We start from the raw sequence: 14,836 nt of genomic DNA, 5'->3' as shown, positions 1-14,836 counted from the left end.
GAGATTTGTAGTTATGAAAAAAAATATAGTGATCACATTAGCTCTGTGTAGCGTGTTGGGTACATCGTGTGTGGAGTTGGTGCAGGAGCCTTTAAGTTTTATGTCACCTGAGAATATAGAGACGAATGAAAAGAACAGTTTAGGCATGCTCGATGGCTTGTATAGAGAGTTGTGGGGAGGTAATTATGAGTATAACTGCCGTACTGTTATTATGGGACTAGGTGCAGATGACATAGGTACGGGTAATATAGCCAAGCGCCATACTAATTTTGATCAGCTGGACATTACTGTCGGCAATCAAGATGGTGATTCTCAGACTATGTGGAGTAATATGTATGGATTGGCTCAGGCTGCCAATTTGTGGATGGAGACTTTTGAAGGCAGTACTACCATAGGTGAAACGACTAAGGCTCAGTATATAGCCGAATGCCGTTTTATGCGGGCGTTTGCTTATTTCAATCTGGTGCGTTGGTTTGGTGATGTACCTTGTTTTATTGATTCTAAGTGTGCGACCGACCTGAACGGTTCTACTACGATTACGCGTAACAAGACGGAAGAGATTTATACGAAGATAATTATTCCTGATTTGGAATACGCAGCTACTAATCTACCTGCTTATTCTCGTGCAGACAATAATTCACGGGTAGGTGCTTGGGCTGCCAAGGCTTGTTTGGCTGATGTATATATGACCATGGCTGGTTGGCCGTTAAAACAGATCGGTAAATATGCTGATGCTGCCAGAATTTGTGAGGATATCATCCAGAACAGTGGATATGACTTGATGGAAAATTATGGGGATTTGTGGACGGAAGGTAATAAAAGTGACCGTACAGAGCATATGTTTGCTTTGAACCATTCCAAGGAACAATTGGCCAGCAATTATGGGAAGTCGTACTTCATTCAGGAAGAAAGCGGCTGGGCTGATTATACAGCCGACCCGGTATTCTATGAAAATCATCCGGATGATGCACGTAAGGATTTCAATTTTGTTGCTACTTTCAGAATTAATAATCGGAATGTACCTTATACGCGTACTATCATGAAGGCTCCGGCTATTAATAAATATCGTGATTACGGTGGTGTGGGATCTGCTCAGAGTGCCGGTATTACACCGATTTATCGTTTTGCCGAAGTATTGTTGATGTATGCTGAAGCACAATGTAAATCTACCGGGACTCCAAATCAATTGGCTTATAAATGTTTGGATAGGGTACGTTATCGTGCAGCGAAAAACAAAGCTACTCATCATGCTTATACTTTGGAGGATGATGGTTTTACTCCGGAACAGTTCTTGCAAAAAGTATTTGATGAATACGGATATGAATTCTTTGCTGAGTTCAAACGTTGGTTCTATCTGGTACGTAATGAGAAGGTATATGAAGTGAATCATGGTTATACTGATGCTTTCGGTGTAGAACGTCCGGCTAATGATCGGGTTAAAGAAGCAATGGATGCTGCCCGCATTACACCGGATAATCGTAAGCTTTATCATTTTGTTCTACCGGCACGTGAAACACAAGAATGTGGCTTTGAACAAAACGACCGCGCTTGGTAATTCATAAGGTAAAGGTTTGAACAGGGTAACTTAATGAAAGGAATGTGCAAAAGGAAGATCGTAAAACTAAATTTTGCACATTTCTATTTTATAACTTTAATAAATAATAAACATGAAAAAGACTTTTTTAGGTGTAGTGTTATGTGCCGCAGCCTTATGGGGGATGCAAGCTGTCTGGGCTTCTGTGCGGTCGGTAGATACTACCAGTGAAAATTTGATTCCAAAATCGGATTTCACAGAAATTTCTTCTTTAGGAGATTATAAACAGGAACCGTTGGTGTTTAATGAATGGTTGATGTACCATGATGCAAATAAAGATAAGGATAATAATGATGTGAAGATTGAATTGGTGAATGATGAGACACGTGGCCAAGTACTTTCTTTCTATGGACGTCCTACATCTTATTACACTTCATTTGCAGCTCAGCGTATTGAAGGTAAAATGAAGAAAGGTATTTACCGATTGACTTTTTGGGCCAAATCCGATGATGGTGCCAAAATTAAAATTTTCTTTAATACTACTGATGCTGGTAATGCGGATCTGGGCCGATATATGGTAGCTAAAGAAGCACCGGCAGAAGAAACAACCAAAGCTTATTATGGTTTTTATGATCAGGCTTTGACACCAGAATGGAAACAGTATTCAGTGGAGTTCAATTTTACTCAAGTTGCCAAATCACTTTATAACATTCCTTGGACAGATACAGAAGAATCGACTGCCGATGATTTGGTCAATGTTGTATTGAAATTGCAGGGAGGAACCTCTTTGAAGACTTATTTGCTAGATGACCTTACGTTGGAACTTATCAAAGATCTGTCTGATCCGGACGAGCCGGAACCATCCGATGAGAATCTGATTAAGATGTCGGGTTTCGATGATGCAGATTTTTCTCTTTCTCTTGAGACTGAACCTTATGTCCTCAATAAATGGGTAACGGGTAAAGATGAAGTGAAAGATGCAACGGTTTCTTTTGCTGTTGCAGAGGACGCCGATCGTGGAAAAGTGGCATCATATACAGGAAAGCCATATACATGGTATAGTACTTTCTTTGCTCAACGAATAGAAACACAAGCAAAGAAAGGTATCTATCGATTGAGCTTTTGGGGAAAATCTGCTGATGGAGGTCAGGTTAAAACTTTCTTTCGGTTGACTGATAATAGTAATAAAGGAGTAAATAGATTCTTTGTAAAAGAAACTGGTAAGCCATCAAGTCCGGATAGTAAATTTTATGGTAGCTATCAGACTCAGTCTTTGACTACTGAATGGAAACAATATTTTGTGGATTTTGATTTTACCAAAGTGACCACAAGTATGTATCAGTTTACTATGAACGATACAGAAGAAGTTACGGCTACTGATTTGACGAACTTTATACTCATGTTCCAAGGAAATAAAGCAGAAACGACTATTTTGATTGATGACGTGGAACTGACGTTAATTAACGATTTGTCTGATCCGGACGAACCGGACGAACCGGTAGGTGAAAATCTGGTGACAGATCCGGGCTTTGATGTGACTACTACCGAAGATGTTACTCCTACCGATAAGGTTTGGAAGACGGAGACCGGTATATGGTCGGCTTGCCGCGACGAATATGAAACGAATCAGAATATCAAAGTTTCAATCAAGGATGACGCTACCCAAGGTAAAGTTCTTTCTTATGAAGGTAATGCGGCTTCATGGTATACTACTGTAGTGGCGCAGCGTATTGGTGGTACTTTGGATAAAGCTATTTATCGGTTGTCTTTTAAGGCAAAAAGTGCAAATGCAGGTGTGGTAAGACTTTATACCCGTTGTACGGATGAAGCGAATGAAGAATTTATCAATCATTATTTTGTGAAGGCCAATGGGGCACCATCAGATCCGGATAAGGCATGGCGCGGTGTATATGAAAGATTTTCGGTGACTGAGACTTGGGCTACATATCAAGTAGAATATGATATGACACAGGTTTCTGATACACAGTATGATATGACCTTTAATAAGAATGTGTTTGCTGCTACTGAATCTGAACGTACCAATATGGCTATTTGTTTTTACAATGACAAAGCTGATTCTGAGATATTGATTGACGATGTACAGTTGATAAAGGTTAGTGATGTTGAAGATATTCCGGTTATTGTAAAATATGATTTTGAGGAGCAATCTGTTCCTACAGGATGGGAAGCTAAAGGTAGTGAATTAGCTCTTTCTACTGATCATTATACAAGTGGTGTACAATGTTTGGAATGGACTGTTAATGAAAACAATGCTACGATAGAATTCCCGCTCGGAAGTGATGGCATGAAATTGACTTCACGTAATGCGGCTTTCTTTAATATTTATGCTCCGGCAGTTACTGGTAATGTGATATATGTAGATTTTCTGAATGCCAAGGGTGAAAGTGTGAAAAAAGCCACTTTGTTACAGAATTTTAAGGGATGGCGTGAATTCAGTCGTGGATACAATGAGTATGAAAATACCGGTGATGAGACGGCAGTTCGTGTTCGTTTTACTTATAGTATAAAGGAAGGTAATGCTGCTGGTGCAAAGGTATATCTGGATAATATGAACTTGAACAGTACGGTAGATGGTAACAGGCAATATCCGGAAATGCTTGCCAAAGATGTACAATTCTTAAATAAGGCCAACGCTTCTCTTTTGGGCAAATATGCTTACTGTGAAGAAGTAGAGACTGTTGAACCTACTCCGGAAGAATTGGAAGGGGTTGAAAAACTCCGTAATGCGACCAAACGTACTCCTACTGCAAATGCCGGATTAGTTCGTCAAATCAAGAAAGAAATTGATGATCTGCAAATGACTCGTAATGCTGATGGTACAGTAAAAGGTAAACAAATTGTAGCTCCCAAGGATGTGGATGCGACTTTCTTGACTGACTTGTCAAAGAAAGTAGAAGCATTGGCTGCTGCTTATATTGCCGGTAGTCCTGCATGGGTGATTGATGCTTTCCCGATGTGGATTGATTTGATCATTGATCAGGGTATTTTCTGTCATTTTCAGGGATTTACTTGGAGCAGATACGGAGATGTTCGCGATGTACCGGCCGGTTTCTTGGATGCCATGAATGCTTATACCGAGGATCAAAAGACAGAAATATGCAAGGCTATTCTTTGGATACTGGAAGCTAATCAGGCTTATGCACCATATGAGACGGTGGTTCCGGGACAGAGTTCAGACTATGTATACAATTGTATTAATAATATTATCACTTCTTTTGTACAAATTCCGAATGATGCTGTGGCAGTGAAAGGTGCGAAGGCTACCAAGGCCTTACTTGAGAATTTCTGTTCTTATATACCTGGTGGGCGTGATGTATTGAAACCTGACGGAACTGGGTTCCACCACAGTACACACTATAACGGTTATATGTATGCTTATACTACTTGGGTAAATGCTTTGTATACGCTGAAGGGTACTTGTTATCAAGTGGACTTGGAATCATACGAGCATCTGAAGAAGGCTGTGGTTTCCATGTACTTCATGGCAACGAAAGGTTCTGATCATTTGTGTGCCAACAGTTTGGCAGGGCGTCATCCTTTATTGGGCGGTTTAGGTGTACCGACTGCACACGGTGTGTTAGATCAACTTATTGAAATCGGCGGTGAACTAAAGGGTACCGGTATCGATACGGAGTTGGCTTCTCAATACAATTATTTCACGATGACCGATAAATATGAAGGTGTACCTGCATTTAATGGTGAAGGCTTTTATCAGTTCAACTATAGTCCGATAGGTGTTTATCGCCAAGACAATTGGGTAGCTACCATGCGCTGTCCGACCACGAAGTTCTGGGGCGGTGAAATTTATGATAAGACCAACCGTTACGGACGTTATCAGTCACATGGTACTTTGGAGGTGATGTATGATGGCGAAAGAGGGCTGTCCGGTGTACCGACTAACGGTAAGAACGGTGGATGGGACTGGAATGTAGTTCCGGGTGCGACAACTGTTCATTATACTTCTTGGAAAGAAATGATGCCTAATAAAGATCTTTCTTCCCGTTTTGACCAGTATTCTCTAACTACCAATTTCGCCGGTGCTTTGCCGTGGAAAGACTGTGGTATGTTCGGTGCAGAATTTGATCAGGGTGATTCTTGGGGAAGTCAGCGGTTTGTACCTACTAACCTGAAGTTCAAAAAGTCTGTTTATGCATTCGACGGTTTATTGATCAGTTTAGGAAGTGATATCTCTGCCAACGGAGAATATGGAAATGATATGATTACAGCTACCAACTTGTTCCAGACACTGGATAGTCCAGTGCAGAAGCAGTTATTGGTTAATGGCGCTGAAATGCCCGCGGGTAGTGAACCGAAGTCATTGGCCTCTACGGAAAGCGTACGTATCATAAATCCGGTAGGAACCGGTTATATCCTTCCGAAAGGACATGATGAACTTGTTATCAAGCACGGTGAACAGAGTTCTCCGGAAGAAACTGGTGAGAACCTTGATAATCCTGCTGTAGTAACGGCTGCCAAAGCTTATATCAATCATGGAATTAAAACTGCTGATAGATCGTATGAATTTGTAGTGGTTCCGGCTGTTGATGATGCCGGCTTGGCTGCTATCGAAAGTAAAGTAAATAGCGGTGAACTGTATGAGGTGAAAGCAAAAAATGCCGATATGCATGTGCTGAACTACAAACCGAGAAACGTGATGGCTTATACGCTGTTCAAAGCCGCTGCCGATTTGAATTACGGTTATGTGAAAGCTGCCGGTTCCGAGATGTTGCTGATGGAACAGTATAAAGCTGACGAGAAGATTCTGTATCTTTCTGTATGTAACCCGAACTTGCGTCCGAAGAGTGATCCGGTTTGGGGATGGAGCGAGACGGAAACGGCTACAAGTTTAGTGGTAACCGGTGAGTGGAAATTGGCAGACGAGATGGAAGGTGCTACTGTGACCTTGCCGGGTGACGGTACGACCCGAATCGATTTCACTCTTGCTCAAGGTATGCCCTTGTATCTGAGACTTATCGACAAGAATGCGACTGGTGTGGAAATGGAAACATTAAATAACGGTTTGAAAGTATACACAGTCGGAAAAGACGTATACGTACTGAATGTAACAGGTACAATAAATCTGTACGATTTGACTGGAAGGATTGTCAAAACTCTTGAATCTGATGGTAATATCAAGTTTACGGTAGAGGAAGCCGGATGTTATATTTTGAGAGCTGCTAAGGAGACTGTCAAATTGATGGTTAAGTAAAACTTTTTAGTTATAGTTTATTAAAAAGAGGGGGGCAAGAGCCCCCCTTCGCTTTTTAGCTAAGATCGGTTATTAGTGGTATATATTTCTTTTCGATTCTGTTTTCTGGAAACAGGTTATTTACTTTTTGTAATTGGCTAATTGAGAAATTTATTAGAATAAACTCTAAATAGAATCTAAAGTGCTAACAGGTCTTATAATTAAAATCATAAAAATGGAAAACTCAAGAAGAACTTTTTTAAAAAAAGGATTGACCGGAGCATTGACATTAGGTATTGCTTCTCTCCCCAAATCCTTAGTAGCACTATCTACGCAGGTTAATACACCCCGTGCTAAGCGCGTTGTTTTAATCTCCCTTGACGGTATTTGTGTAAATGGCTATTTGAAAGCAAGAACTCCTAATTTAGACGCATTAATGGGAGAAGGTGCACTCTCGCTTGATACACGTGTGGTTATGCCTTCGGTTACTCTGCCCAATTGGACCAGTCATTTGACAGGAAGTGGACCTGAACAACATGGCGTTGTGGACAACAACTGGGAGATAACCAATTTTACGTTGCCAGCTATCGAAACTGATAATGAAGGATATTATCCTTCATTATTTAAGGTCTTGAAGGATGCTATTCCTTCGATGAAAACGGCATTCTATTATAATTGGATCAATCTGTTTTATCCATATAACAAACAGTACTTAGACGAAGTAAGCTATCTCGAACAGGATGCCTATGTGCCTAACTATAATAAAGCATTATCTTTCCTGATAGCGAACCGGACAAATCCGACTTTGGTTTTTCTCTATTCTGTACATACTGATCATGCCGGACATAAATACAGATGGATGTCTCCGGAATATATACAATCCATTGAAGAAGCGGATGTCGAAATCGGTAAGTTCATTAATAAAATGAAAGAGGAGGGAATGTATAAGGATACCTATTTCATGTTCCTCACAGACCATGGTGGTATCAATAAAGGACATGGCGGAGTCAGTACAGACGAGATGATTGTTCCATGGGGAATTACTGGTCCCGGAATAAAGAAAGGATTCAAAATTACAGACGCCAATAATACCGTAAATACAGCGGCAATTATCCTGCATCTATTTAAAGTTAAACAACCTTTATCCTGGACAGGCGAGGTAATAGAATCAATATTTGAATAATTTTATAACAAAATACGATGACAACATTCAAAAGCTTTCTACTGTTTTTGTGTATAACTTTTTTGGGGCATTTACAGGCGTATACGCAGGAGAAAGTAAATACTCGGGAAGTTCTATCACTTGATAAAGGTTGGAGTTTCTATCAAGGAGATATTCCTTATCCGGTAATTAAAGGGCATAATATGACATACCGAAATGCCAAAGCCGGATATGTAAGTGGAGCGGCATCACCGGATTACGATGATTCTTCCTGGTGTATGGTTGATTTGCCACATGATTGGGCGATTGAGGGAAGCGTAAATCCGAATGCCAATTTGTCTCAAGGGTATCGTGACCGTGGTTTTGGTTGGTATCGGCGTAAATTCAGACTTGCTCCTGAAGACAAAGGCAAGCATCTCGAAATACAATTTGATGGAATTTCGACTCATGCAACAATTTGGGTAAATGGAACTGTCCTGCATCGTAACTGGTGTGGTTACACTTCTATGTATATTGATATCACTCCATATGCCACTTATGGAGACAATGTCAATACAATTGCAGTGAGAGTGGATGCAGAGGCGCAGGAGGGCTGGTGGTATGAAGGAGCCGGTATTTACCGTCATACATGGTTGGTCAAACGTTCACCATTACATATTATTACAGACGGTGTGTTTGCAAATCCTGTGAAGAAAATGGGGAAACAATGGGAAATTCCGGTAGAGGTTTCCTTATATAACGCAGGGAAACTTTCTGCTGAAGGAGAAGTGGAAGTAACATTAATATCTCCTGATGGTGAACAAGTGGGGAGGCAGTCAAGTACGGTCTCCGTCACTGCACTAAGAGACAAGATTGTCAATTTGTCATTGACCGTATCCGACCCACAACTTTGGTCACCGGATAGTCCTGTTCTTTACAGGGTAAAAACAACTGTTAAACGGAATGGAATGGTAATTGATGAAGTTGAGACTAAATGTGGTTTTCGTACAATTCGTTTTGATAAGAATACAGGTTTTTGGTTAAATGGAGAAAATATTAAAATAAAAGGTGTTTGTAATCACCAAGATCATGCTGGGGTTGGCGTTGCTGTTCCCGATGCTCTTTGGGAATTCCGCCTTCGCAAGTTGAAAGAAATGGGAGTTAATGCCTACCGGGCTGCCCATAATCCAATGTCAAAAGAGTTTATGGCTGCTTGTGATAGTATAGGAATTATGGTTTTGGACGAAAACAGATTGTTTAACACATCACCTGAATATGTTCGTCAGTTGGAATGGTTGGTACGTCGTGATCGTAATTGTCCGAGCGTTATTCTTTGGTCGGTATTTAACGAAGAACCGATGCAAGGAACGGAAAACGGTTATGAAATGGTTCGTCGTATGTATGATGTGGTTAAGAAAATGGATTCGACACGCCCTGTGACAGCTGCTATGAATGGCGGATTCTTTTCTAAGTATAATGTTTCTCAGGCGGTAGATGTTGCCGGATTTAATTATCAGATTAAAAGTTATGACCGTTTTCATGAAGAGAACCCGGAATTACCTTTGATTAGTTCGGAAGATGGTTCGGCGTTTATGACAAGGGGCGAATATGTAACAGACAGATCGAAGAATCTGATGGATTCGTATGATACGCAATGTGCAAATTGGGGAGCCACTCATCGTAATGCATGGAAAGCTGTGGCCGAGCGACCTTGGATGGCAGGTTGTTTTTATTGGACAGGGTTTGATTACCATGGAGAACCCACTCCGTTCCGTTGGCCCTCGACAAGTTCGTTTTTCGGCATCATGGATTTATGCGGATTTCCCAAGATGGCTTATTATCTGCATCAGGCGCAATGGATAAAAGATGAGCCTGTTTTACAATTGGTTCCACACTGGAACTGGCCTTCCGACTCTATTGGGAAACCGATTAAAGTAATGGCTTTGAGTAATGCCGATAAAGTAAAGTTATTATTGAATGGTAAGGAAATATCTGAGCAAAAAGTAGATCCGTATGAAATGAATACTTGGTTTGTCCCTTATAAACCGGGTAAATTGGAAGCGATCGGTTATCAAAACGGGAAGGTTGTTTCACGAATGAAAGTGGAAACGACAGGCGAACCGGTTCGTTTACGATTGATTCCATACCGTCATATGTTGGCTGGTGATGGTAAAGATGCCATGCCTGTTACTGTTGAGGCTTTGGATTCCAAAGGACGTCATGTGCCGATAGCTGATAATATGATTGAATTTACTATATCAGGACCTGCAAAAATTATCGGTTTGGGTAATGGTGATCCAAATTGTCATGAATTGGAAAAAGGAAACAAGCGCAGCCTGTTTAATGGATTGGCACAAATTATTATACAGACTACAGAAGGTTCAGGGAAAGTAACTCTTACTGCAACTAGTGCTGGAATGAGATCGGCCGATCTTACAATTCTTGTGAATAAAGTTGATTTGGTTCCATTTGTAGCTGTAGAGAATTCTCCGATGTTATTGGATAAATGGATGGTTTCTCCGGGTTCTTTTGAAAAACCTGATGTGACTTGTCAGATAGCAGACAATGATATGAACAGTTGGCAGCCAGTGGCTATAACTACAGGTAAAAGTATAGTGTTGGAAAATGCTAATTATATCATATTTCGTACCGAATTTACTCCATATCAGAAATTACAGGAAAATGGGGGGATCATTTACTTAAAAAATGTAGTAGGGAAAGCAGAAGTTTGGCTGAATGGTCAATTAATAGGTACTAAAGCTACAGTGAATGACCAAGATTTGAAAGTAGAGTTTTTGCCAACAAAAAATAAATGTGATCTTCGAATCTTATTTAGTGGTTCAGTTAATACCCAGGTCGGACTAAAGGGAAGCGTTAGGATACAAGAAAAGTAAAACGAAGAATTTGAATAGATTTTAATTTTCAAGAATCGCAATGGGCCATAATCAGTATTATATTGTAATAAATAGCTTGATTATAGGTAGAAGACTGCAATGAAGATAGACTATCTTTGTGAATATAACAATACTTAATTTAAATTTTAATAATCATGAATAACAGAATTCTTAAATTAATTATTTGCTTCACTTTATTGTTTTTATGTACTCCTTCATTTGGAGCTAAATGGAAAGCTAAACATGTTGTATTTATCGGATTAGATGGATGGGGAGCTTATAGTGTGGAAAAAGCAAATATGCCTACTGTAAAACAATTAATGAATGACGGGTCATATACATTGGAGAAACGGTCGGTATTACCTTCTTCGAGCGCTGTAAACTGGGCTTCTATGTTTATGGGTGCAGGACCGGAGTTACATGGGTACACTGAATGGGGGTCAAAGACTCCGGAGCTTCCCTCGCGGGAACTCAGTCACTATGGTATTTTTCCAAGTATTTGGGGATTATTCAGAGATGCGAATCCGGCAGCGGAGGTTGGTTTTTTTTGTCAGTGGAATGGACTGGAATATCTGGCAGAGATGAAAGCTATGAGTAAAGAGATGAATGTAAAGGCTGAAGATGATCCTTCTGGGAAAGCTGACAAAGCGGTAGCAGCTCAGTCTTGCATTTATATTAAAGAAAAGAGGCCGGCATTTGTTGGCATTTTCTTTGATGAACCCGATCATGTCGGTCATCAAAGCGGACATGATACTGAAACCTATTATCAGAAGTTGGAAGAGTTAGACGGGTATATTGCAGAAATAGTAAATGCTGTAAAAGAAGCGGGAATGTGGGATGATACGATTTTTATAATAACAGCGGATCATGGTGGTATTAATAAAGGGCATGGAGGCAAAACAATGCAGGAAATGCAAACTCCTTTCATTATTTCCGGTAAAGGTATCAAGAAAGGATATAATTTTACAGAAAGTATGATGCAGTTTGATGTGGCTTCTACTATTGCCTATATTTTTAAATTAAAACAACCGCAAGTATGGATAGGGCGACCGATGAAACAAGTTTTCAAATAAGTAAATGTTTTTATTTTAATAAATTTGAATATCTTCAGGAGGTTATTTCAAAATGGAAATGAAATAGCCTCTTTGTATTAAATCTGTTTATTTCAATCCTATCGGTATATTTTTATGAAATGAAATGTAAGCCAAAAGAAATGTTAGTGTAATTTGAAAAACTTTTAATTATGATAAAAAACATTAATTTGTAAGTATGGATATTTTATCTTATTCTTGTTTTTTTAAGTATTGTTTATTTCATTTTCTGTCTGAAGGACTGTTCGTGAAGGGGAGAAATAGAAAAAAGAAAGGGGTTGTCTATAGCGGACAACCTCTTATACGAAAGCGGAATTTTTATTGGATGCTTTTATTTGGTTTATCTACTACTTGTAGATTAATCTTTTTTGCCGGAAGGCCTTCAGATTCCACAGTCAGAACAGCCTCGCCGGTCTTACCGGATACAGAACGAAGAATAACCAGGCACAGCCCATTGTATGCTTTACGTTCATGAGACTGGAAAGAGACTAGACTGGTAGCATCGCCATTATCAGTAGCTACAATCTCAACCGGACCACTAACCGAGAACTTTAACAGGTTCTTTGTACGGGGAACGGTCAACCCTTCTTTATCTACAATATCAACACGCACAAAAGACAGATCTGTTCCATTGTTCAAAAGAATCTTTTTCTCCGGACTTACAGATAATCCAGCAGGTTGACCTGTTGTCTTTACCTGTTGTTCCGCCCACTGTTTTCCCTCTTTATAAGCTATCGCTTTCAGTTCTCCCGGTTCATACCGAATGTCATCCCAGGTAAGACGGTCATAAGAATGTTCCTTCTTGCGCCTCCCTTGTGACTTTCCGTTTAAAAAAAGTTCCACTTCGTCACCCGAAGTATAAATATGAACCGGTGTAACCTCTCCTATCCGCTCCGGCCAGTTCCAATGCGGAAGGATGTGAACTAACGGGAGTTCTTTACGCCAATAACTCTGATAATTATAGTAACGGTCTTTAGGGAATCCGCATAAATCCACAATTCCAAAATAAGAGCTACGGGACGGAGTTTTTATTTTACCCAACTCTTCCAACTCTTTTCTGGCCGCTTCCAATTCTGCAGGATCAGAGAAATTCAATAGATTGGTCCGATCTTCGCTATAAGGGGTAGGTTCCCCCAAATAATCAAATCCTGTCCACACAAATTCTCCACTCATAAACGGATATGCCTCATTCATTTTGAACTGTTCTTCCGGTAGACATCCCCATCTGATGGTAGTCATATCATAAGAAGAAAGTTGAAAATCGGAACGACTGTCATCGATATCTTTCGTCACCGGAAAGAAATACTCTCCTCGGGAACTGGTAGCCGAAGAAGTCTCGCTGGCGTGATAGCGGCGTGTAGGATTCTGCTCTTTAAACAAAGGATATGTCTTATGAAAATAATTCAATCCGAAAACATCAACTTGGTTGACAATATCACGATAAATTGCATCTCTTTTATTACATCCCAATGAAGTAGGGCGCGTGGAATCTTCATCATGGCTGTAGGCAGTAAGATTGCGGGCTATCTCAATACCCAGATCGGTTACCTGATCGTGCACCTCATTACCGATACTCCACATGATCACCGACGGATGATTCCGGTAATGACGAACCAAAGAGCGCATATCCGCTTCATTCCAGTCATCAAACAGGATACTGTAATCGTTTTTTGTTTTCCCTTTATGCCAACTATCCACAAGTTCCAATTGCATCATCAGTCCCATGCGGTCACAAAGTGCCACCAACTCAGGTGCAGGCGGATTGTGTGAAGTGCGAATTGCATTGGCTCCCATCTCTTTCATAATACGTAACTGACGTTCGGCTGCCACTTCATTGAAAGCTGCCCCCAATGCTCCGAGATCATGATGCATACAAACTCCTTTTATAGGCACTTTACGACCATTCAACATAAATCCCTGATCGTGAGTAAACTCAATTTCACGTATACCGAAAGAAGTCTGGTAACGCTCTACCTCCCGACCGTCTACTTCAATACGGGTCACTGCCACATAACAAGCGGGAGATTCAATTTCCCACAATTTAGGATTGGATACAGCAAAACCGGATTGTAACTCGGTGGTCGATTGTTGCTCCATCTTCACTTTTAAAGTAGGACAGGAAGCCACCTTGGTACCTTTGGGATTTCCTGCTCCGTCCTGTTCATAAATATCGGTCTTTACGCTTGCCAGTACACTCTTACTTGTATTATTTTCCAATTGAAGAGTCATATCCATAACCGCTTTATCGAGGGATATTTTTTTGTTACGTATAAAGGTTCCCCATTGTGCTACATGTACAGGAGACGTTTTCACCAACCATACATTCCGGTAAATTCCCGATCCCGGATACCAGCGGGAAGCATCATCCGGATTATCCAGACGGATAGCCAGCGTATTCTTCTTTCCGGCTTTCACGTAAGGAGTCAGATCAAGGCGGTAAGAAGCGTAACCATACGGCCACCCACCAACAAACTGCCCATTACACCAGACAGAAGAGAAAGACATTGCTCCATCTATATCCAGATAAATTTGTTTTCCGGCATCTTTGGAGTTTAATTCAAAGGATTTACGGTACCAACGTATTCCCCAATAAGGTAATTTTCCGGTAGCTCCTACATAGTTTATATTGAAAGGCCCTTCAATAGCCCAGTCATGCGGAAGATTCAGTTGCCTCCAACTACTATCATCAAAATCCGGTTCCACATAAGCCACTTCATTTCCCGGATTTCCTGCCGGACGGACATGTTTCTGTCCCGATTTGATAAAATCATTGGCACAAGGTAATAGATAGGGTTTCAGACGTGAATAGTGCAAGGTGCTGTCAGTTCCGTCCGGATCATTCTCCTGATATCGCCAGTCTCTATTCAAGCTTATACGTTCTTGCGAAGCAACTTCATTGCTCCACGAGAGAAAATATATACTCAACCCAATAAATATAAATGCCTTTCTCATCTTTAATGATATAAA

6 protein-coding genes are annotated in these 14,836 nt (G+C 40.5%); 5 read left to right on the top strand and 1 reads right to left on the bottom strand.

Going from position 1 to position 14,836, the window contains the following annotated elements; translation table 11 throughout:
- Positions 1-13 precede the first annotated feature (13 nt).
- The 5 genes from VCM39_RS21540 to VCM39_RS21520 all read left to right on the top strand — a co-directional run bounded on the left by VCM39_RS21540 (position 14) and on the right by VCM39_RS21520 (position 11,851).
- On the top strand, positions 14-1,555 hold the full coding sequence (locus tag VCM39_RS21540) for a RagB/SusD family nutrient uptake outer membrane protein (RefSeq protein ID WP_322933601.1): 1,542 nt from the start codon (positions 14-16) through the stop codon (positions 1,553-1,555).
- A 112-nt stretch (positions 1,556-1,667) separates the two neighbouring features.
- Positions 1,668-6,764 (top strand): DUF4627 domain-containing protein, encoded by a 5,097-nt coding sequence (locus VCM39_RS21535; RefSeq protein ID WP_322933602.1) that lies wholly within the window; start codon positions 1,668-1,670, stop codon positions 6,762-6,764.
- 214 nt (positions 6,765-6,978) lie between these two features.
- Positions 6,979-7,926, top strand: a complete 948-nt coding sequence (locus VCM39_RS21530; RefSeq protein ID WP_221648485.1) for an alkaline phosphatase family protein — start codon at positions 6,979-6,981, stop codon at positions 7,924-7,926.
- A 17-nt stretch (positions 7,927-7,943) separates the two neighbouring features.
- The gene (galA, locus tag VCM39_RS21525; RefSeq protein WP_322933603.1) at positions 7,944-10,778 is read left to right on the top strand and encodes a beta-galactosidase GalA; all 2,835 of its coding nucleotides are present in this window, start codon (positions 7,944-7,946) and stop codon (positions 10,776-10,778) included.
- 155 nt (positions 10,779-10,933) lie between these two features.
- Entirely contained in the window at positions 10,934-11,851 is a 918-nt protein-coding gene (locus VCM39_RS21520; protein WP_221648487.1) for an alkaline phosphatase, read from the top strand.
- Between the two features lie 336 nt (positions 11,852-12,187).
- On the opposite strand, the gene galB is transcribed toward VCM39_RS21520, so the two are convergent.
- Positions 12,188-14,821, bottom strand: coding sequence for a beta-galactosidase GalB (gene galB / locus VCM39_RS21515; RefSeq protein ID WP_322933604.1), 2,634 nt, complete (start codon positions 14,819-14,821; stop codon positions 12,188-12,190).
- Positions 14,822-14,836: the final 15 nt, after the last annotated feature.

Source organism: Bacteroides mucinivorans (assembly GCF_034654355.2).
GTDB classification, from domain to species: Bacteria; Bacteroidota; Bacteroidia; order Bacteroidales; family Bacteroidaceae; genus Bacteroides; species Bacteroides nordii.
This window is presented reverse-complemented; position numbering and strand designations above follow the sequence as displayed.